Genomic DNA, 18,108 nt, shown 5'->3' on the forward strand with positions numbered 1-18,108 from the left:
TGCCACACCCCGCCCTGGAGGTCTGCGCCCCGATTCGGCCAGCGCATCTCGCGCAAATTGCGCCATCGGCATCCTGATAACCTGGCCTTCGGGCCAGCTTCAGACGTTGAAGCGGAAGTGCATGACGTCGCCGTCCTGAACCACGTACTCCTTGCCTTCGACGCGGAGCAGGCCCTTGGCCTTGACGGCGGCTTCGGAGCCGAGGCGGACCAGATCTTCCCAGCCCTGGACCTCGGCGCGGATGAAGCCACGCTCGAAGTCGGTGTGGATCTTGCCGGCCGCCTGGGGGGCATGGGTGCCGCGGCGGATGGTCCAGGCGCGGACCTCCTGCTTGCCGGCGGTGAAGAACGTGATGAGGTCGAGGAGCGCGTAGGCCTGGCGGATCAGCCGGTTCAGGCCGGGCTCGGTGGCGCCGAGGCCGTCGAGGAACTCGCGCCGCTCGTCCGGCGACAGGCCGACGATCTCGGCCTCGATCGCCGCCGAGATCACCACCACCTCGGACTTCTCGCGCGCCGCCAGCTCGACCACCTTGGCCACCAGCGGGTCCGAGGTGCCGGCCGACAGCTGCGACTCGGCGACGTTGGCCGCGTACAGCATCGGCTTGGCGGTCAGCAGCGTCAGCGACTTCATCACCTCGCGCGACTCCTCGTCGAGCTCGATGGTCCGCGCCGGCTGGCCGCGGTTCATCGCCGCCAGCAGCTTCTCGCAGACCGCCGCCGCCAGCTTCTCCGCCTTGTCGCCGCCCTTCGAGTTCTTGACCGCCTTCTGCAGCCGCGCCTCGACCGACTGGATGTCGCGCAGCAGCAGCTCGGTGTTGATCACCTCGGCGTCGTCGACCGGGTCGACCTTGCCGTGGACGTGGACGATGCCGCTGTCGTCGAAGCAGCGCACCACGTGCACGATCGCGTCGACGTTGCGGATGTGGCTGAGGAACGCGTTGCCCTTGCCCTCGCCCTGGCTGGCGCCCTTCACGAGGCCGGCGATGTCGACGAACTCGACCGCCGTCGGCACCTCCTTGAGCGGCTCGAACAGCTTGATCAGCGCGTCCATCCGCGGGTCCGGCACCGGGACCACGCCGATGTTCGGGTCGATCGTGCAGAACGGGTAGTTGGCCGCCTGGGCGCCGGCGTTCGACAGCGCGTTGAACAGGGTGGACTTGCCGACGTTGGGCAGACCGACGATTCCGACAGCGAGCGACATGAGCGGCGGGGAGGTAGCACGATCTCCCGCGCTCGGCGAACCGGGTTTTCACACGCGCGCCGGTCGCGCGCGAGGGCCCCGTTCCGGCGCTAGAACCGGTGTTCCACGATGAGCGGCAGGACCTCCATGCCGATCAGGAAGTTGGCATTGGTCTCCGGCGGCCTGGCCAGCGGGCGGTCGCGGGAGATCGTGAAGCCGAGCACGAGGTTCACGTCGAGGCCGAGGGCCAGGTTGCGCAGCAGGAAGATGCGCAGGCCGCCGCCGCCGCGGACGCTCATCGACCAGGTGCGCTCGCGGGCCTGCTGGCGCGACTCGGTGATGTACGGGTACCACCACGCGCCGCCGTTCACGCCCACGCGGGCGATCGGCACCAGGTACGGGTGATCCTTGAGGAACCACTTGTGAGCGTAGCCGAGGCCGAGATCGAAGCCGGCGACGGTGCCGCGGTTGCACGAGCCCTCGGACGCACCGAGGCCGCACTCCGGCAGGCGGAAGGTGTGCCAGTCGCCGCGGTCGAGCAGGCCGGCGATCTGCACGTACACCCAGTGCGACTTGTACAGCTGGCGCTCGTACTGGAAGCCGATCCGGACCCGCGGCAGATAGCCGGCGAAGCCGACCTGGACCGGCAGCAGGGCCGTGATCGCGTTGCCGCCGATGATGTTCTCCGGCAGCTCGAAGCCCGACTTCTTCGGGCCGCTGGCCGAACCGCTGGTGCCGCCGGTGGTGCTGGCCTTGCCGCCCACCGTGACCGGAGCGGCCTCCGCGGCCCGCGGCAGCAGCGCCAGGGCACAGAGGAGGGTCCACAGCACGAACAGCTTGCGATGGGTCATGGGCGAGGCTCCTGACGCTTCTGGCCGACGGGGGGCCGGAGGACGACGCGGGCGCGAAAGGGCCTGGAAGTATCCCTGGACCCCGGCGGAATCGCCGCCTGCGCGGGCGCGCCCGCAAGGGTAGCACTGCCCCCGCAGGCGCCAGCAAATTCCCGGCAACCGCTGCGGCGCGGCCGACCGGACGCGCTCTGACGCACATGTTCGGCCTCAGGGCTGCGGCCGCGCGCCGCAGCGCGTCGATCGCGGAATAAGGCCGCCCAGCCGGTGTTAGGCTTGGACTCCCATGCGACGTGACGCCCGCGAACTGCTCACGCTGCTCGCCGCCGGCCTCGCCCTCGGCCTCGTGCACCTGGCTCTCCGGCCAGATTTGCCGTGGGTCCCGGCCCCCCGGGTCGAGGAGACCATGTGCGGCGGCGAGGCCGAGTTGGAGGCGCCCGCCGCCGCCGAGGCGCCCGTCGCCTCGTTCGCGCCGGCCCCGCCGATGTCCAGCCCCGCCCCGGAGGATGGCCGATGAGCCAGGTCCATGAGGACATGTCCGATCGGGCATCCAAGTGGCGGCGCGGCGGCATCTGGGTGCTCCGCCTGATCGTCGCCGGCGTGCTGCTCGCCGCGGCCGCGCCCAAGCTGGCCGACCCGGTCGCCTTCGCGGCGAAGCTGCCCAACTACCGCCTGTTCCCCGAGGTCTTCGTCAACGTGGTCGCCACCACCGCGCCGATGCTCGAGCTCCTGGCCGCGCTGGCGCTCCTGAGCGGGCGGCTGTACCGCGGCGGCGTGTGGCTCTCGGTCGGGCTGATGGCGACCTTCACGGCGCTGATCGGCTCGGCGCTGGCGCGGGGGATCGACCTCGACTGCGGCTGCTTCGGCAACGCCGTCCAGGCCGAGCCGGTCGGCGCCCTCGACCTCGTGCGCAACATCGTGCTCCTCGGCCTCACCGTCGTCCTCGCGCTCGACCTCGGGCGTGAGCCGGCGCGGTGAGGAGCTTCACGCGCCCGCCCGGGTGTCAGGCGCACCTCGAGGCCGCGAGTGCCGCCGGGCCCGCGTGGTAGACACGCGTCGATGACCGGCGTCCCGTACATCCTCTCGATCGACCACCTGCTCACCGACGAGGAGCGCCTGACCTGGCAGGCCGCGCGGGACTTCGGCGTCAAGCGGATCGCCCCGGTCATCGAGCAGCACTACGAGCGCGGCACCTTCCCGCGCGAGCTCATCCCCGAGTTCGCGGCCATGGGCTTCCTCGGCGCCCCGCTGCACGGCTACGGCTGCGCCGGCATGAACCCGGTCGCCTACGGCCTGACGATGATCGAGCTCGAGCGGCAGGACAGCGGCATCCGCAGCTTCTGCTCGGTCCAGTCGGCGCTGGCGATGTGGCCGATCTTCGCCTACGGCGACGAGGCCCAGCGCGAGCGCTGGCTGCCCGGCATGGCCCGCGGCGAGATCATCGGCGCCTTCGGCCTGACCGAGCCGAACAGCGGCAGCGACCCCGGCTCGATGCGCACCCACGCCCGCCAGCACGAAGCCGGCGGCGACTACGTACTGACTGGCCAGAAGATGTGGATCACCAACAGCCCGATCGCCGACGTGCTGGTGGTGTGGGCCAAGACGCTCGACTTCGGCAGCGACACCCCCGTGATCCGCGGCTTCCTCGTCGAGCGCGGCATGGCCGGCCTGCAGACCCCGGAGACCCACGGCAAGCTCAGCCTGCGCGCCTCGATCACCGGCGAGATCGTGCTCGACGAGGTGCGCGTGCCGGCGAAAAACCTGCTGCCTGGCGTGCGCGGCCTCAAGGGTCCGCTCGGCTGCCTGACGCAGGCCCGCTACGGCATCGGCTGGGGCGCCGTCGGTGCGGCCATGAGCGTGTACGAGCGGGCGCGCGACTACACCTTGCAGCGCACGCAATTCGGGCGGCCGATCGCCGGCTTCCAGCTCACCCAGCAGAAGCTCGTCGAGCTGCACAACGACATCGGCAAGGGCCTGCTGCTCGCCTACCACTTCGGCCGGCTCAAGCAGGACGGCAAGCTCACCCCCGAGCAGGTCTCGTACCTCAAGCGGGACAACGTGCGCATGGCCTTGGAGTCAGCCCGCACCGCGCGCTCGATGCTCGGCGGCAACGGCATCATGGGCGAGTTTCACATCATGCGTCACCTGTGCAACCTCGAGACGGTCTACACCTACGAGGGCACCCACGAGATCCACACTCTGGCGATCGGTCGCGCCCTGACCGGGCTGTCCGCCTTCGACAGCTGAGCGGGCCTTCTTGTAGGCGCAACCTCGCCAGCGCCGCGCCGCTCGCGGCGCCGTGCGGCCTCACGCGGGCAGCGGGCTCACCACGTCAGCGGGATGACGCCCTGGACCACGAGGCCGATCAGCACCAGGGACAGCGACAGGATCAGCACGAAGAACCCGGTCGACGGCGCGGTGCCCGGCGTGGGCGCGGGCGCGTGGCAGGAGCAATAACCGGGGCCGTGGATCTGCATCGGACGGCCCGAGCTTAGCACGCCGCTCCGGGGCGCGCGCAAATCGGGCCAGGAGGAGCCCCTCGTGCGAACACGCGGACGCGGGCGGACGGGCTGCGCGGCGAGCGGACTTGCGAGGCGCCGCGACGGAGGACACGCGATGCGGCCGAGAGCGGAGGTCCCGGCGCCGCGCGGAAAGGGCCGCGACCCTCGCCAGTCCGGTCGACTTCCGCTAGCTTAGGCGGGCCATGGTCCACCCGGTCCAGAGTGTCATCGAGTCGCTGTACGCGGCCGGTCGCTGCCCACGCCTCCACGTCGACGCGACCCACGCCTCGGTGACGGTGCCGGACTTCATCCGCCAGCAGTGGCGCGAGCGGCTCATCATCGACCTCGACGCCAGCTACCCGCTCGACCTGGTGTTCGGCGAGACCGGCCTCGCGGCCGACCTCTCGTTCGGCGGGCACGTGACCCGCTGCTCGTTCCCCTGGGAGTCGATCTACATCGTCACCGACCGCTCCACCGGCCGCGGCATCGTCCTCGACCGCCACGTCCCCGAGTCGGTCAAGCGCCAGGCCGCCGGCCAGCAGCCGACGCCGGCCTTCGACAGCGCGATCACCAAGATCGAGCCGCCGGCCGAGGCCAAGCCCGAGCTGCGGCGCGTCGAGGCCGAGCCCGCCGAGGCCGAGGCCGAGGCCGAGCCCGCCGTGGCGCCCGAAGCCGCGCCGCCCGCCGCCGCGGCCAGCCCGAGCGACGACCAGGCCAAGAAGCGCCGCGCCGCCTTCCGCGTCATCGACGGCGGCGGTTGATCGGCCGACGTGGCACGATCGTTCTTCATCGCGATCGCCGACCCGCGACGATCGCCGCGCTCGCACTTCAGCCGGTCGGCCGGCGCACGGCGGCCTGACCCGGCGCTCACCCTTCGCCCCAGCGGAGCCCGGCCATGAAGCTCGCGGTCACCATCGTCACCCTCTTCTTCGCCCTGATCGCGGCGCTGTGGATCGCCTTCGTCCGCGCCCCGCCGCCGCACGAAGTGTGTCAGCGCAAGGCCGACATCCTGCGCGCCGAGGCCGGCGGCGAGCACGGCGAGGCCGTCGACAACCTGCTCGACCAGTACCGCCTCGGCTGTCGCAAACAGGCCGAGGCCCTGCTCCAGCTGCGCGGCAAGCTCGTCTACGCGCGCCACGCCAAGTGCGTGATGGCGGCGCGTACGTTGGCTGACGCCGAGCGGTGCGGCTGAGCCCTCGACCCGCCGGGCCGGACCTCTATACTCCGGCCTCGCCATGACCACGCAGTTCATCCCGAGCGCCGGCCTGTTCCCCGCGCGCAAGGCCGCCGCCCCGGCAGCCGCCCCGGCCGTCGCCGACGACGAGACCAGCACCTACAAGCTCCACCGCCGCTTCGACCGCATGGGTCGGCTGGTCGGCGACCCCGGCATGCAGAAGCTGTTCGCCAGCCACGTCGTCGTCGTCGGCCTCGGCGGCGTCGGCAGCTGGGCCGCCGAGTCGCTGGCCCGCAGCGGCGTCGGCAAGCTCACCATCGTCGACTTCGACCTGATCTGCGTGACCAACGCCAACCGCCAGCTGCACGCCGTGCGCGGCACCACCGGCAAGCCCAAGGCCGCGGTCATGGCCGAGCGCCTGCGCCTCATCAACCCGCGCTGCGAGGTCGTGCCGCGCCAGGAGTTCTACAACGCCGCCGCCAGCGACGAGCTGCTGGCCGGCGCGCCCGACCTGGTGGTCGACGCGATCGACAACCTGGCCGCCAAGACGCACCTGATCGCCACCTGTCGCAAGCGGCAGATCCCGCTGGTCGTCTCGGGCGGCGCGTCGGGCCGCATGGATCCGACGCAGATCCGGATCGCCGACCTCAACGCCGTGGAGAACGACCCGTTCCTGGCCGCCACCCGCAAGCTGCTGCGCAAGCACCACGAGTTCCCCCACCGCGACAAGGAGTCGTGGGGGATCTCCGCCGTCTACTCGCCCGAGCCCGCCCGCGACCCGCTCGAGCTCGACTACGACGGCGGCGAGGGCTTCCGCTGCGTCTGCCCCCAGGGCGAGAACGACCTCCACGGCTGCATGCACCGCAACGTCATCTACGGCACCGCCAGCTTCGTCACCGGCGCCTTCGGCCTCGCCTGCGCCAGCGCGGCCGTCCGCACCCTGCTCGGCCAGCCCGTCTGAACCTGTCCGAAGGGGCATGTTCTCGGGAACATGCCCCCTCGCACATGCCTGCTCGAGCATGTCCGTTCGGACATGCCCGATAGTACAGCCTTCAGCTGCCCCAGCGGACGAACTGGGCCACCAGCTCGGCCAGGTCGGCCACCGACGTCGGCGCCGGGTCGCGCAGCGGCAGCAGCCACAGCGGCAGGCGCGGGTAGGCGCGCGTCAGCGCTTGCCCGGCCGCGACCGACTGCTCGCCCTGGACGCGCAGGCCCGCGTACACCCCGAGCACCCGCTGCAACATGTCGTCGAGGACAGCCGGCTCGACTTGCTCGGCCAGCGCCGCGCGGACCGCCTCGACCGGCGGCGCCGGCGGGAACGGCGGCAGCACGCGGTTGAGCACCACGCTGTCGACCCGCAGGCCGCGGTCGTGCAGCACGCGGAGGAAGTCGAGCCCCTCGCGCACGCTGAGCGGCGACGCGGACGTCGCCAACACCACCCCGGTCTCGGGCGACGTGAGCAACGTCGAGAAGTCGCCGGCCCGCTGCTGGAACGCGGAGAGCACCCCGGAGAAGTCGCGCAGGAACGCCCCCAGCTCCGCCAGGAATTCGCCGCCACCGATCGCCCCGAGGGCCTTCAGCACCACCCCGTTGCCCACCCCCAACAGGCGCGCGCCGAGCTTGCCGCCGCCGGTGATGATGCGCGTCGCCGGGTTGGTCACGACCTCGTGGATCCGCTCGGGCGCGCTGAGGAAGTCGATCGCGTTGGCGGTCGGCGGCGTGTCGAGCACGATCAGGTCGTAGCGGCGCTCCGCGTGCAGGATCTGCAGCTGGGCCATCGCCGCGTACTCGAGCGCCCCGCCGAGGTTCTCGGCGATCGCGCGGTAGATCGGGTTCTGCGTGATCTGGCGGGCCGCCGCCGGCGACTCCGCATAGGCGCGGACGATGCGGTCGAACACCACGTCCGGGGCCAGCAGCAGCGCGTGCAGGCTGCCCTGGCCGCCCTCCGGCAGGGCCACCGGCAGCTCCTCGCCCGCGCGGGCCCGGTCCTGCCCCAGCGCCTGAGCCAGCCGGAGCGACGGGTCGATCGTCACCACCAGCACGCGCTTGCCCTGGCGCGCCGCGCCGAGCGCCAGCGCCGCCGCGCAGGTCGTCTTGCCGACCCCGCCCGGACCGACGCACAGCAGCACGCGGCGCGACGGCCCCGCGGACAGCGGGTCCCCTCCTGGTCTGGGTGAGGTCATCGCCGGCCCACCACCTCGGTCCGGGCCGTGGACGCGCCCGAAAGAAATGCCGTAGTCTCGCCCACCGTGAGCGCGAGCAGAGAGTTTGTCGTGCGAGTCGGCGAGCGCGAGCTCGTCGCCAAGGTCACCGCCTCCGACCCGCCCGTCGTCATCGTCGACGGCGTCGCCCACGAGGTCACGCCGGTCGCCGGCGGGCGCACCCACGTGCGCGTGCAGGGCGAGGCCGCCCAGCGGATCGTCAGCCTCGACGGCCAGGGCCTGCCCACGGCCGCGTCCGTCGGCGGCGTTGCGATCGGCCTCGACGTCCGCACCGCCCAGGCCGCCGCCCGCGACGCCGCCCTCGCGGCTGGCCGCACCGGCGGCGCCGGCGGCGGGCTCGTCAAGGCGCCGATGCCCGGCCGGGTCGTCCGCGTGCTCGTCAGCGCCGGCCAGAGCGTCGAGCGCGGCACCCCGCTCGTCATCGTCGAGGCGATGAAGATGGAGAACGAGCTGCTCGCCACGATCGCCGGCGTCGTCAAGACCGTGCACGTCGGCGAGGGCGTCGCAGTCGACGCCGGCCAGGCCCTGATCGAGCTCGACCCGTCCTGAAGGTCATGTCCTGAGGGACCTGTCCGATTGACCATCTGATTCACGCGGCCCTCCGCGGCTCGAGCGTCGCCAGCACGTCCTCCACGTCGCCCAGCCCGGCGAACCCCTGGAAGCGCCACGGCAGCGAGATCACCGGCGGCACGCGGCGGCCCGCGGCCTGTTCGCCGGCCAGCCAGGCCTCGACGTGACCGCGCTGGCGGGCCGCCTGTTGCGCGACCACGTTGGTGGCTGCCAGCACGCGCGCGACCTGGCCGTCGGGGTCGAGCGCCGCCGGGCCGGCCTGGAACGCGGGCAGCTCGGGCCAGGTGCCGTTGACGAAGATCCCGCCGATGTGCACGTGCGACTCGCTGCGCAGCGACGCCGCCATCTCGCCCAGCTCGGTCAGCGGCCAGCGGTCGGGCAGGCCGACCAGCACCGCCTGCGTCACCGCCGGGTCTTCGAGGCTGGCTTGCATCGCCTGCGCCTCGCGGGGCAGCGGCCCGACGCGCACCGTCTTCAGGATGGCTTGCGGGATCCCCAGCGTGTAGCGGAGGTGGCCCGTCGCCGGCCCGTCGAACACCACCACGTCGAAGCTGCGCGCGCGCACCGCCTCGTGCCAGATCTTGCCGAGCACCGCGAAGTCGTCGAGGCCGGGCACCGCGCGCACGAGCCGGCGGATCGGCGCGCTGTCGAAGACTGCGCCCGCGATCCGCTCGCTGCGCATCACCAGCGCTCCGTACTCGCGCACGCACACCGTCGGCACCACGCGCTGGATGTAGAGGCCTGGGCCGGCGACCGACGGCGTCTCGGCCAGCGTGCGTTGACCGAGCATCCACGCCAGGCGGTCGTCGAGGCCGACTGTCGCCACCAGCACCCGCCGGCCGCGCCGGGCCAGGGACAGGCCGAGGAGCGCGGCGACCGTCGTTCTGCCGACGCCGCCCTTGCCGCTGACGATCAGCATCTGGCGTGGAGCGAGGGCGTCGAGGACGGCTCCGAACCCGGAGGCGGGGGCGCTGGAGACAGCCATGGGGCGGGGCGAACCTTGGCACAGACCCGGGCCGCTCGCTACCAGAAGGCGCCAAACCCTCACGTGCGCCTGCCCTCCTGGGGAGGTCTCCGGCCGCGCCCTTGACCTCCCCGCCGCTGGCGACCATTCTCCGCGCACGATCGGTCGGGAGATTACGGACGTGGCAGTCGAGATCAAGAGCAAGCGCGACATCGAGAAGATGCGGGCCACGTGCCGGCTGGCGGCCTCGGTGCTCGATCACATCGCCCCGCACGTCGTCCCCGGCGTCACCACCGGCCAGCTCGACAAGATCTGCCACGAGTACATCGTCAGCCACGGCGCCTACCCCTCGCCGCTCAATTACAAGGGCTTCCCGCGCTCGATCTGCACCTCGGTCAACGAGGTCATCTGCCACGGCATCCCCGGCGACCAGGTGCTGAACGCCGGCGACATCATCAACATCGACATCACCACCACCCTCGACGGCTACTTCGGCGACTGCTCCGACATGTTCGTCGTCGGCGGCAGCACCACCCCCGAGGCCCAGCAGCTCGTCGACGTCACCCGCGAGTCGCTGTGGCTCGGCATCGCCGAGGTCGGCCCGACCAAGCGGATCGGCGACATCGGCGCGGCGATCTACGAGTTCGCCCACGGCCGCCACGGCTACGGCGTCGTCGAGGCCTTCTGCGGCCACGGCATCGGCCGCGAGTTCCACATGCCGCCGCAGGTCTCGCACGTCGGCAAGCGCGGCAACGGCCTGCGCATGAAGCCGGGCATGACCTTCACCATCGAGCCGATGATCAACATCGGCACCCCCCACTGCGACATCCTGGCCGACGGCTGGACCGCCGTCACCAAGGACCTCAAGTGGAGCGCCCAGGTCGAGCACACCATCCTCGTCACCGACCACGGCTTCGAGGTCCTCACCCTGCGCGACGCCTCCTGGCGGCCGGCCTGGGCTCGCGCCAGCTGATGTCCCGCGGGACATGACCCTTCGGCCAGGCTCATCTCTGCGAGCATGTCCCCCGGGACATGCCCGATAGCCCCTGTCCCCGGGAACATGCCCTCCGGGACATGCCCCGAAGCGCTCAGCCGGCCGCGCGCGGCCGAGCGCGCGCCAGCGCCCCGTGCAGCAGCAGGTCGACCAGGCGCTGCAGCCACGCGTCGTCGACGGGCGCGCGGTCGAAGAACAGGCGGCGGTTGAGGGCCGCGCCGAGCACGTCGAACAGCAGCTTCGCGTCGACGCCCGGCGCGATCTCGCCGCGCTGCTCCGCCGCCTCGAGGACCGCGCGCGGCACCGCCTCGAAGTTCGCGCGCAGCGAGCGGACGATCGCCGCCAGCTCCGGGTCGTCGCCCTCGACCACGAACAGGCGGAACAGCCCCTGGTACTCGGCCTGGCTTCCCCGCGCGGCGATCCTGCGGGCGATCGCCAGCAGGTCTTCGCGCAGCGAGCCGCTGCCCGCGACCGCGAAGGCGTCGCTGGCGATCGACAGCAGCGCGTCGCGGACCAGCTCCTGCTTGGTCGGCCAGCGCCGGTACACGGTCGTCTTGTTGACCCCCGCGATCGCGGCCACGTCCTCGATGCGCAGCCCGTGGTAGCCGGCCCGGGCGACCTCGCGCAGCGTGGCCGCGAGCACCCCACGCACGACGGCCTCGCCGCGCACCAGCGGCTCCGACTTACCCTTCCGTTTCGCCTGGACCACGGGCCGCTCCAGCGTAACACCGCCTCCGGAGGTTCATCGCAACTTTCTGTTGCCATCACCTCGCGCCGTGTCACCCTGACATCGCAACAACGAGTTGCGATACCGCCCATGCTCGACACGACCCACCTCTTCACTCCCGCGATGTTCGCCGACCCGTACCCGATCTACGCCCGCCTGCGCGAGCAGGCCCCGGTGCTGCAGGTGCCGCAGATCGGCATGTGGCTGGTGACGCGCTACGACGACGTCCACCAGATCCTCAAAGCCCCGGACGTCTTCTCCTCCTCGCGCACGCCGGCGCTGGAAAAGCTGCGAGACCCCCGGCTCTCCGAGGGCATGGAGATGATGGCCAGCAGTTCGCTCGTCGCCCTCGACCCGCCCGATCACACGCGGCTGCGGCGGCTCGTCAACGTCGCCTTCACCCCGCGGGCGATCACCCGCCTCGAGGCCAGGGTCCGCGAGCTCTCGTGCGAGCTCGTCGACGCCATCGCCCGCAAAAACAGCTTCGACCTCATGGAGGACCTCGCGGTCCCCCTGCCGGTGATCGTGATCTCCGAGCTGCTCGGCGTCGACCCGGCGCGGCGGGCCGAGTTCAAGCGCTGGTCGGACGACCTGATCCTCGGTTCGCGGCTCGACGGCCGCATGAGCGACGCGGAGATCGATCGCATCGTCGCCAGCCGGCGCGAGTTCGTCAGGTTCTTCCAGGCGATGATCGAGCACCGCCGGCGCGAGCCCGGCGACGACCTGCTGAGCGACCTGGTGCGCGCCGAGACCGAGCGCGACGCCCTCAGCCCCGAGGAGGTGCTGACGATGGCGCTGCTGCTGATGGTCGCCGGCAACGAGACCACCACCAACCTGATCGGCAACGGCGTCATCGCCCTGCTCGAGCACCCCGAGGTGCTGCCGCGCCTGCGCGCCGAGCCGGCCCGGATCCCCGCCTTCCTCGAGGAGGTGCTGCGCTGGCGCTCACCGGTCGTCATGCTCGTGCGCACGACCCGGCGAGCCGTCACTCTCGGCGGCGTCGACCTGCCGAAGGACGCGGTCCTCGGCGTCCTCGTCGACGCGGCCAACCACGACCCGACGCACTTCCCCGAGCCGGGGCGCTTCGACATCGAGCGCCAGCCGGCCCACCTCTCGTTCGGCTACGGCATCCACTTCTGCGTCGGCGCGCCGCTGTCGCGGCTCGAGGGCCGGATCGCCTTCGAGGAGCTGCTCGCGCGCGTCCCCGAGTTCTCGCGCGAGCCCGGGCCGCTCGAGTGGACGCCGAGCTTCAACCTGCGCGGGCTCAAGCGGCTCCCGCTGCGCCGGGGGCCGTCGCTCAGCGCGCCAGCGACACCCGGAAGTACGGCATGATCGCCTTCCAGTCCTGCTGGATCGCCCGCGTGTCGCCGTACGGGTACTCGGTGCGGGCGATGTAGAGCACGTCGCCGTACGGGAACATGAACTGCTGGATCTCGCGGGTCGCGTTGCCGCTCTCGTCGACCACCTGCAGCTTGGCGTAGATGCCGGTCTTGTCGAAGTAGCCGTCGTTGAACGACAGGTCCTCGATGCTGAGGCCGGCCTCCTGGTACTGGTTGCGGTAGAACGCGACGGCGCGCTCGTCGACGGGGCGCTCCTTGGGCGCCAGATAGAAGGTCAGCGCGATCGCCTCGCTGTCGGAAGACGCGCTGGCGCCGAGGTCCTCGTCGGAGCTGGACACGCCGCCCGACGAGCAGGACGCGATGGTCACCCACCCCGGGTTGCTCTCGAGCTCGCCCTTCGAGTGGCCGGTCTCCTCGCAGTTCTTGAACACGTACAGGGTGTCCGGGATCTCGAACTCGAGGCCGATCTGCGGGATCTTGATCTTGTTGCCGTCCTTGGTGCCGCTGGTCGGATTGTCGATCCACTTGCGGGCCTCGGACTGCTTCCCCTTGCGCCGCGAGCTGCTGCCGCCGCAGGCGGTGAGCGAACCGGCCGCCACGGCCAGCGCGAGAGCAAGAGACACGTTCTTGGGGAAGCTGCGAGAGAGAGACATCATGGCTGCTGTAGACCGCTCGCGCGCACAGTACCGAAGTGCGCCCCGGGCGGCAAGCCATCCGCCGTTTCGCTGCCGGCGCCGACGCGTGAGCCTCGATCCTCGCCAGCCCGCGAGGTGCCGGCCCGTTCGCCGAGGCCTTTGGCGTCGCGAGGCCGACACGATGCATGCACCGTCCGCATGCGTCGGCCCGCGGCCGCCGTCCCGCGCACCCCCGAGCGCGGGCGCGCTCACCGGGCCAGAAGCGACGCCCGGTAGCTCTCCGGCGGCGAGAAGCCGAGCAGCTCCAGGCAGGTCGACGCCACGTTCGACAGCCCCGCCCCGGGCGGCGGCGCCACCAGCGGCCCGCCCCCGGGCGCCCGCGGGTCGACGATCGCCAGCGGCACCCGGTTGAGCGAGTGGCTGGTGCGCACCTGGTACGCGCCGTCCGGGCGGAGGTCGAACATCTGCTCGGCGTTGCCGTGGTCGGCGGTCACCACGGTGATGCCCTTGCGCACGCGCACCGCCTCGATGACGCGGGCCAGGCACAGGTCGACCGCCTCCATGGCGAGGATCGTCGCCCCGAGGTCGCCGGTGTGGCCGATCATGTCGCCGTTGGCGTAGTTGACCCGCACGAACTTGGGCTTGTACGCGTCGAGCTCGGCGATCAGGCGGTCGGTGATCTCGGCCGCGCGCATCCACGGCCGGTGCTCGAGCGGCGGCCCGTCCGACGGCACCTCGACGTACTTCTCGCGCTTCGGGTCGAACGGCTCCGAGCGGTTGCCGTTCCAGAAGTAGGTCACGTGGCCGAACTTGTGCGTCTCGCTGATCGCCAGCTGCGTCACCCCGGCGCCGGCCAGCAGCTCGCCCATCGTCCCGCTGATCGCCGGCGGCGCGACCAGGAAGCGCGACGGCAGCTTCAGGTCGCCGTCGTACTGCGTCATCCCGGCGAACTCGACCCGCGGCTTCGGCCCGCGGGGGAACTTGTCGAAGTACTCCTCTTCGAACGCGCGCGTCAGCTCGAGCGCCCGGTCGCCGCGGAAGTTGAACAGGATCACCGCCGCCCCGTCGCGGATCGGCCCGACCGGCCCGAACGCGTCGGCGATCACGAACGCCGGCAGGTTCTGGTCGTCGAGACCTGTCTCTTTGTACAGGGTCTCGACCGCCTCGCGGGCCGTCGTGAACCGGCGCCCGACCGCGCGCACGTGGGCGTCCCAGCCGCGCTCGACGATCTTCCAGTCGGCCTCGTAGCGGTCCATGGTCACGACCATGCGCCCGCCGCCGCTGGCGATCTTGTAGTCGCGGCCGTCCTGCGACATGCGGGCGAGCACCACCTCGAGCCGGTCGATGAACGGCAGCGCCGAGCGGGCCGGCACGTCGCGGCCGTCGAGCAGCGCGTGGACGCGGACCTTCGCCACCCCCTCGAGCGCCGCTCGCTCGATCAGCGCGATCAGGTGGTCGATGTGGCTGTGGATGTTGCCGTCGGACAGCAGGCCGATGAAGTGCAGCGGCTCGCCCGAGGCCTTGACAGTGTCGACGCAGCGGCGCCACGCCGGACCGTAGATCGCCCCCGTGGCGATCGCATTGGATACCAGCTTGGCCCCCTGGTCGATGATCCTGCCGGCCCCGAGCGCGTTGTGGCCGACCTCGCTGTTGCCCATGTCGGCGTCGCTGGGCATGCCCACGGATGTCCCATGGGCCAGGAGGCTCGTGAACGACGGCAGCGCGCGCAGCCGGTCGAGCGCCGGCGTGCGCGCCTGCGTCACCGCGTCGCCGAAGTCGCCGCGACCGATCCCCACCCCATCGAGCACCACGCACACCACCGGCCCCTCGGGCGGCCTTCGGGTCGGGTGCGGCAAGAGCCTCGTCAACATGTCCCTGTCCCTCCTGTCCTCAAAACCATGCCTGATAGGCCAGCGTCACATTGAGCAGCATGTCGAACACCACGCTGTCGGGCGGCGTGCCGACCGGCGCCGCGGGGTCGACCACCACCTTCGTGCGCGAGAACGCCTTCTGGAAGTCGACCCCCAGCGCGAGCCCGTGGTTGTTGCGGATCGGCACGCCGATGCTGGCCCCGGCGCGGATCAACGGGTCGTAGCCGACGGTCTGCTCGTCCTCCCACGGGTTGGCCGACCGCATGCGCCGCCAGTTGGAGATCATCAGCCCCGCGCCGGCCCCGAACTCGATCACCAGCACCCGCGCGGGCAGCTGAAAGGATGGCCCGAGAGTCAGGTCGGTGTGAGACAGCGACGAGACCCGCGTCACCTGCTGGCCGACCGGCGCCCCCGTGTTCGGGTCGATCGGCGTGGTCGGGTCGGCCGGCACCGTGTAGCGGTTGCGGTCGGGGAAGCGCGTGTGCCCGCCCTGGAACTCGAAGCCGAACCGCATCGGCCCGAGGCGCAGCGCGTGGTAGCGCAGGGCGATGCCGAAGCCGAACCCGAGCGGCGGCCGGCGATCGAACAGCACGTCGCCGGCGCCGATGAGGATGCCCATGCGGCCGATGATCGACACGCCGAACACCCGCTTCTTCTCGGCGATGTCGAGCACCGTATTGCCGCGGGGCGCGGACAGACCCGACGCGCCGTAGGCGAGGCACGTGGCCAGGAGCGCCGCCAGGGGGAGCATGCGGGGGCACCATAGCAAATCTTTTTCGCGCATAATCCCCGCGCATGACCACCCGCGTCGCACTCCGGCGAGATGCCGGTCGGATCGGCCCCGAGTCCGGGCCGTGGATCCGTCAGCGCCAGATCGCCAAGATCTGGGGACCCCCGGACCCCGCGAGCCTCGCGCAGCTCGTCGATCACCGCGACGTCGTCCTCGGCTGGGGCCTGCTCGCGCCCGACGCCGACATCCCGCTCCGCGTCGTCCACTGGGGCGCAGCTCCGCCCCTCGAAGGCTGGTTCGAGCGCCGGCTCGCCGCCGCCCTCGCCGCCCGCGCCGAGCTCGGCCTTGCCGCCGACCCCGCCACCACCGCTTATCGCGAGATCAACAGCGAGGGCGACGGCCTGCCCGGCCTGGTCGTCGATCGCTACGGCGACGACCGCGTGATCCAGCTCGGCACCCCCGCGGTCGCCGCCCGCCGCGCGGCGATCCTGGAGCTCCTGCGTTCGCGCACGCCGGGCCGCGTGTTCGTGATCGCCGACGAGGCCGCGCCCGAAGATCCCGCGGCGACCTCGAGTTCCAGGAACATGGCCTTTGGTTCAGCTGCCCGGCCCCGCCGGCGCAGAAGACCGGCGCCTACCTCGACCAGCGTGACAACCGCCGCCTCGCCGCCCAGCTGGCGGTGCGCGCCGCCGGCCCCATGCTCGACCTCGGCTGCCACGTCGGCGGCTTCGTCGTCCACGCCGCCGCCGCCGGCGTCACCGCGATCGGCCTCGACCAGAGCGCGCGCGCCCTCGAGTTCGCGCGCCGCAACGCGGCCCGCAACGACCTGACCTCAAGGACAGCCTTCGTCCAGGCCGACATGTTCGGCGCCCTCGACCACCCGGACCTCGCCGGCCCGTTCGGCGTGATCGTGTTCGACCCGCCGCGGATAGCCACCGGCTCGCAGGGCCGCGAGCGCGCCGTCACGGCGATGGCCCGCAGCCTCGGCCGCCTGCTCCCGCGCCTGCGCCCCGGCGGCTTCCTCCTGGCCTGCAGCTGCTCCCACCACGTCGGCCGCTCCGACCTCGACGCCGCCCTCCTCGCCGCCGGCGCCCGCGACCTCGCCCGCGTCCACGCCCTCGGCCCCGGGCCCGACCACCCCGTGTGGCCCGGCCACGCCGAGGGCGAGTACCTGCGCGTCAACGTCTACCAGCGCCGCGCCGTCTGACCGACAGGGCATGCTCGATCGAGCATGTCCTCGGGAGCATGTTCTTCAAAACATGCCCCTTCGAGCATGTCCCTGCGGTCACAGCCCCTCGACGGGCGCCAGCGTGACCGAGCGCAGCGGCTCGCCGGCGCGCTGGACCTGCAGCTCGATCGGCCCGTCGACGCCGATCAGCTGCGTCAGGTAGGCGACCTCGGACACGCGGCTGACCGGGCGGCCGGCGACCGACAGGATGAAGTCGTCGACCTGCAGGCCGGCCTTGGCGCCCGGGCCCGCCGCCTCGACGCGCGTCACCTTGACGGTCGCCATGCGCCCGGGGAACTCGTCGTCGTCGACGGCGCGCAGGCCGAGGCGCACGCGGCGGAAGCGGCCGTGCGTCAGCACCTCTTCGAGGTAGCGGCGGACCATCGGCGCCGGCACTGCGAAGCCGATCCCGGTGCCCTCGCCGCGGACGGCGGTGGCGATCCCCAGCACCTCGCCGCGCAGGTCGACGATCGGCCCGCCCGAGCTGCCGGTGTTGATCGACGCGTCGGTCTGCACGAAGCTGAAGAAGCCGTCCTGCGGTAGATCTTCCGGCTTGCCGACGTCGACCCAGTCGCGCCCCAGGCCCGAGACCACGCCGACGGTCACGGTGTCGCCGAGGCCGAACGGGTGGCCGACCGCCAGCACCCACTCGCCCGGGCGCACCGGTCGCTCGCGGAACACCACCGGCGCCTGGTCGACGCGCGGCGGATCGGGGGCGATCACCGCCAGGTCGAGCAGCGGCTCGCGGTGGATCACCTGCGCCCGCACCCGCTCCTGATTCGCGTACTCGACGTCGATCGCGCTGGCGGTGATCGGCACGACGTGAGCGTTCGTCACCACCAGCCCGTCGGCGCGCACGATCGTGCCGCTGCCGACCCCGCGCTTCGGGCGGCCGGTCGCCTGCGGCAGCGTGCAGATCACGCTGACCACCGACGGGGCGATCTGTTCGGTCACCGCCGCGAAGTCAGGCAGCGCGGCCGAGCGCGGCGGTCGCCCCGGCGGCGGGGTCGGCGTCGGCTCGGCCTTTTGGCTGGCGGAAGGGACAGGTGGCGGCGGCGCCTCGTCGTCGAGCGGTCGACACCCGACGAGCGCGACCAGCCCGACGACCACTCGCGCGAACACGGG

20 protein-coding genes are annotated in these 18,108 nt (G+C 72.0%); 10 read left to right on the plus strand and 10 right to left on the minus strand.

Annotated elements, in window-relative coordinates; all coding sequences use genetic code 11:
* Positions 1-99 precede the first annotated feature (99 nt).
* The gene (gene ychF, locus OV090_RS38630; protein WP_267709843.1) at positions 100-1,200 is read right to left on the minus strand and encodes a redox-regulated ATPase YchF; all 1,101 of its coding nucleotides are present in this window, start codon (positions 1,198-1,200) and stop codon (positions 100-102) included.
* A gap of 89 nt (positions 1,201-1,289) precedes the next feature.
* Positions 1,290-2,030 carry a hypothetical protein gene (locus tag OV090_RS38635; RefSeq protein WP_267709844.1) on the minus strand — a complete coding sequence of 247 codons (741 nt, stop codon included), beginning with the start codon at positions 2,028-2,030 and terminating at the stop codon, positions 1,290-1,292.
* 283 nt (positions 2,031-2,313) lie between these two features.
* Between OV090_RS38635 and OV090_RS38640 the strand changes: the two genes are divergently transcribed.
* From OV090_RS38640 to OV090_RS38650, 3 genes are all read left to right on the plus strand, one after another.
* Positions 2,314-2,544 carry a hypothetical protein gene (locus tag OV090_RS38640; RefSeq protein WP_267709845.1) on the plus strand — a complete coding sequence of 77 codons (231 nt, stop codon included), beginning with the start codon at positions 2,314-2,316 and terminating at the stop codon, positions 2,542-2,544.
* Positions 2,541-3,005 (plus strand): MauE/DoxX family redox-associated membrane protein, encoded by a 465-nt coding sequence (locus tag OV090_RS38645; RefSeq protein WP_267709846.1) that lies wholly within the window; start codon positions 2,541-2,543, stop codon positions 3,003-3,005. The genes OV090_RS38640 and OV090_RS38645 overlap by 4 nt, the downstream gene beginning before the upstream one ends.
* An 81-nt stretch (positions 3,006-3,086) precedes the next feature.
* Positions 3,087-4,274, plus strand: coding sequence for an acyl-CoA dehydrogenase family protein (locus OV090_RS38650; RefSeq protein ID WP_267709847.1), 1,188 nt, complete (start codon positions 3,087-3,089; stop codon positions 4,272-4,274).
* 77 nt (positions 4,275-4,351) lie between these two features.
* Here OV090_RS38650 and OV090_RS38655 read toward each other — a convergent pair whose 3' ends face one another.
* The gene (locus tag OV090_RS38655) at positions 4,352-4,504 is read right to left on the minus strand and encodes a hypothetical protein (RefSeq protein WP_267709848.1); all 153 of its coding nucleotides are present in this window, start codon (positions 4,502-4,504) and stop codon (positions 4,352-4,354) included.
* A gap of 227 nt (positions 4,505-4,731) precedes the next feature.
* Here OV090_RS38655 and OV090_RS38660 point away from each other — a divergent pair, with 227 nt between their 5' ends.
* From OV090_RS38660 to OV090_RS38670, 3 genes are all read left to right on the plus strand, one after another.
* Positions 4,732-5,289, plus strand: a complete 558-nt coding sequence (locus OV090_RS38660) for a ClpXP protease specificity-enhancing factor SspB (RefSeq protein WP_267709849.1) — start codon at positions 4,732-4,734, stop codon at positions 5,287-5,289.
* Positions 5,290-5,423: 134 nt separating this feature from the next.
* A complete protein-coding gene (locus OV090_RS38665; RefSeq protein ID WP_267709850.1) occupies positions 5,424-5,720 on the plus strand; it encodes a hypothetical protein in 297 nt (98 codons plus the stop codon).
* A gap of 43 nt (positions 5,721-5,763) precedes the next feature.
* Complete coding sequence (locus OV090_RS38670) at positions 5,764-6,663, plus strand: tRNA threonylcarbamoyladenosine dehydratase (protein WP_267709851.1); 900 nt, start codon at positions 5,764-5,766, stop codon at positions 6,661-6,663.
* 91 nt (positions 6,664-6,754) lie between these two features.
* Here OV090_RS38670 and OV090_RS38675 read toward each other — a convergent pair whose 3' ends face one another.
* Positions 6,755-7,885 carry an ArsA-related P-loop ATPase gene (locus OV090_RS38675; RefSeq protein WP_267709852.1) on the minus strand — a complete coding sequence of 377 codons (1,131 nt, stop codon included), beginning with the start codon at positions 7,883-7,885 and terminating at the stop codon, positions 6,755-6,757.
* 66 nt (positions 7,886-7,951) lie between these two features.
* Between OV090_RS38675 and OV090_RS51210 the strand changes: the two genes are divergently transcribed.
* Positions 7,952-8,473, plus strand: coding sequence for a biotin/lipoyl-containing protein (locus tag OV090_RS51210; protein WP_346660412.1), 522 nt, complete (start codon positions 7,952-7,954; stop codon positions 8,471-8,473).
* A gap of 40 nt (positions 8,474-8,513) precedes the next feature.
* Here OV090_RS51210 and OV090_RS38685 read toward each other — a convergent pair whose 3' ends face one another.
* The gene (locus tag OV090_RS38685; RefSeq protein WP_267709853.1) at positions 8,514-9,479 is read right to left on the minus strand and encodes an ArsA family ATPase; all 966 of its coding nucleotides are present in this window, start codon (positions 9,477-9,479) and stop codon (positions 8,514-8,516) included.
* Positions 9,480-9,639: 160 nt separating this feature from the next.
* Between OV090_RS38685 and map the strand changes: the two genes are divergently transcribed.
* Positions 9,640-10,431, plus strand: a complete 792-nt coding sequence (gene map, locus OV090_RS38690) for a type I methionyl aminopeptidase (protein ID WP_267709854.1) — start codon at positions 9,640-9,642, stop codon at positions 10,429-10,431.
* A 115-nt stretch (positions 10,432-10,546) separates the two neighbouring features.
* Here map and OV090_RS38695 read toward each other — a convergent pair whose 3' ends face one another.
* A complete protein-coding gene (locus tag OV090_RS38695) occupies positions 10,547-11,161 on the minus strand; it encodes a TetR/AcrR family transcriptional regulator (protein WP_267709855.1) in 615 nt (204 codons plus the stop codon).
* A 108-nt stretch (positions 11,162-11,269) separates the two neighbouring features.
* Here OV090_RS38695 and OV090_RS38700 point away from each other — a divergent pair, with 108 nt between their 5' ends.
* Complete coding sequence (locus OV090_RS38700; RefSeq protein WP_267709856.1) at positions 11,270-12,511, plus strand: cytochrome P450; 1,242 nt, start codon at positions 11,270-11,272, stop codon at positions 12,509-12,511.
* On the opposite strand, the gene OV090_RS38705 is transcribed toward OV090_RS38700, so the two are convergent.
* From OV090_RS38705 to OV090_RS38715, 3 genes are all read right to left on the minus strand, one after another.
* Positions 12,477-13,175: a hypothetical protein gene (locus OV090_RS38705; protein ID WP_267709857.1), complete on the minus strand. Its 699-nt coding sequence runs from the start codon at positions 13,173-13,175 to the stop codon at positions 12,477-12,479. The genes OV090_RS38700 and OV090_RS38705 overlap by 35 nt on opposite strands.
* Before the next feature lie 227 nt (positions 13,176-13,402).
* Positions 13,403-15,025: a 2,3-bisphosphoglycerate-independent phosphoglycerate mutase gene (gpmI, locus tag OV090_RS38710; protein ID WP_267709858.1), complete on the minus strand. Its 1,623-nt coding sequence runs from the start codon at positions 15,023-15,025 to the stop codon at positions 13,403-13,405.
* A gap of 19 nt (positions 15,026-15,044) precedes the next feature.
* Positions 15,045-15,776 (minus strand): hypothetical protein, encoded by a 732-nt coding sequence (locus OV090_RS38715; protein WP_267709859.1) that lies wholly within the window; start codon positions 15,774-15,776, stop codon positions 15,045-15,047.
* Here OV090_RS38715 and OV090_RS38720 point away from each other — a divergent pair.
* Positions 15,775-16,962 carry a class I SAM-dependent methyltransferase gene (locus OV090_RS38720; RefSeq protein ID WP_267709860.1) on the plus strand — a complete coding sequence of 396 codons (1,188 nt, stop codon included), beginning with the start codon at positions 15,775-15,777 and terminating at the stop codon, positions 16,960-16,962. The genes OV090_RS38715 and OV090_RS38720 overlap by 2 nt on opposite strands.
* Positions 16,963-17,040: 78 nt before the next feature.
* On the opposite strand, the gene OV090_RS38725 is transcribed toward OV090_RS38720, so the two are convergent.
* Positions 17,041-18,105: a trypsin-like peptidase domain-containing protein gene (locus tag OV090_RS38725; RefSeq protein ID WP_267709861.1), complete on the minus strand. Its 1,065-nt coding sequence runs from the start codon at positions 18,103-18,105 to the stop codon at positions 17,041-17,043.
* Positions 18,106-18,108 lie beyond the last annotated feature (3 nt).

Source organism: Nannocystis sp. RBIL2 (genome assembly GCF_026626745.1).
In the GTDB taxonomy this organism is placed as follows: Bacteria; Myxococcota_A; Polyangia; order Nannocystales; family Nannocystaceae; genus Nannocystis.

Bases quoted from the DNA above. Each gene is read 5' to 3' on its own strand.
- ychF (WP_267709843.1), bottom strand. From the start codon at position 1,200: ATGTCGCTCGCTGTCGGAATCGTCGGTCTGCCCAACGTCGGCAAGTCC.
- OV090_RS38635 (WP_267709844.1), bottom strand. From the start codon at position 2,030: ATGACCCATCGCAAGCTGTTCGTGCTGTGGACCCTCCTCTGTGCCCTG.
- OV090_RS38640 (WP_267709845.1), top strand. From the start codon at position 2,314: ATGCGACGTGACGCCCGCGAACTGCTCACGCTGCTCGCCGCCGGCCTC.
- OV090_RS38645 (WP_267709846.1), top strand. From the start codon at position 2,541: ATGAGCCAGGTCCATGAGGACATGTCCGATCGGGCATCCAAGTGGCGG.
- OV090_RS38650 (WP_267709847.1), top strand. From the start codon at position 3,087: ATGACCGGCGTCCCGTACATCCTCTCGATCGACCACCTGCTCACCGAC.
- OV090_RS38655 (WP_267709848.1), bottom strand. From the start codon at position 4,504: ATGCAGATCCACGGCCCCGGTTATTGCTCCTGCCACGCGCCCGCGCCC.
- OV090_RS38660 (WP_267709849.1), top strand. From the start codon at position 4,732: ATGGTCCACCCGGTCCAGAGTGTCATCGAGTCGCTGTACGCGGCCGGT.
- OV090_RS38665 (WP_267709850.1), top strand. From the start codon at position 5,424: ATGAAGCTCGCGGTCACCATCGTCACCCTCTTCTTCGCCCTGATCGCG.
- OV090_RS38670 (WP_267709851.1), top strand. From the start codon at position 5,764: ATGACCACGCAGTTCATCCCGAGCGCCGGCCTGTTCCCCGCGCGCAAG.
- OV090_RS38675 (WP_267709852.1), bottom strand. From the start codon at position 7,885: ATGACCTCACCCAGACCAGGAGGGGACCCGCTGTCCGCGGGGCCGTCG.
- OV090_RS38685 (WP_267709853.1), bottom strand. From the start codon at position 9,479: ATGGCTGTCTCCAGCGCCCCCGCCTCCGGGTTCGGAGCCGTCCTCGAC.
- OV090_RS38700 (WP_267709856.1), top strand. From the start codon at position 11,270: ATGCTCGACACGACCCACCTCTTCACTCCCGCGATGTTCGCCGACCCG.
- OV090_RS38705 (WP_267709857.1), bottom strand. From the start codon at position 13,175: ATGATGTCTCTCTCTCGCAGCTTCCCCAAGAACGTGTCTCTTGCTCTC.
- gpmI (WP_267709858.1), bottom strand. From the start codon at position 15,025: ATGTTGACGAGGCTCTTGCCGCACCCGACCCGAAGGCCGCCCGAGGGG.
- OV090_RS38720 (WP_267709860.1), top strand. From the start codon at position 15,775: ATGCGGGGGCACCATAGCAAATCTTTTTCGCGCATAATCCCCGCGCAT.
- OV090_RS38715 (WP_267709859.1), bottom strand. From the start codon at position 15,776: ATGCTCCCCCTGGCGGCGCTCCTGGCCACGTGCCTCGCCTACGGCGCG.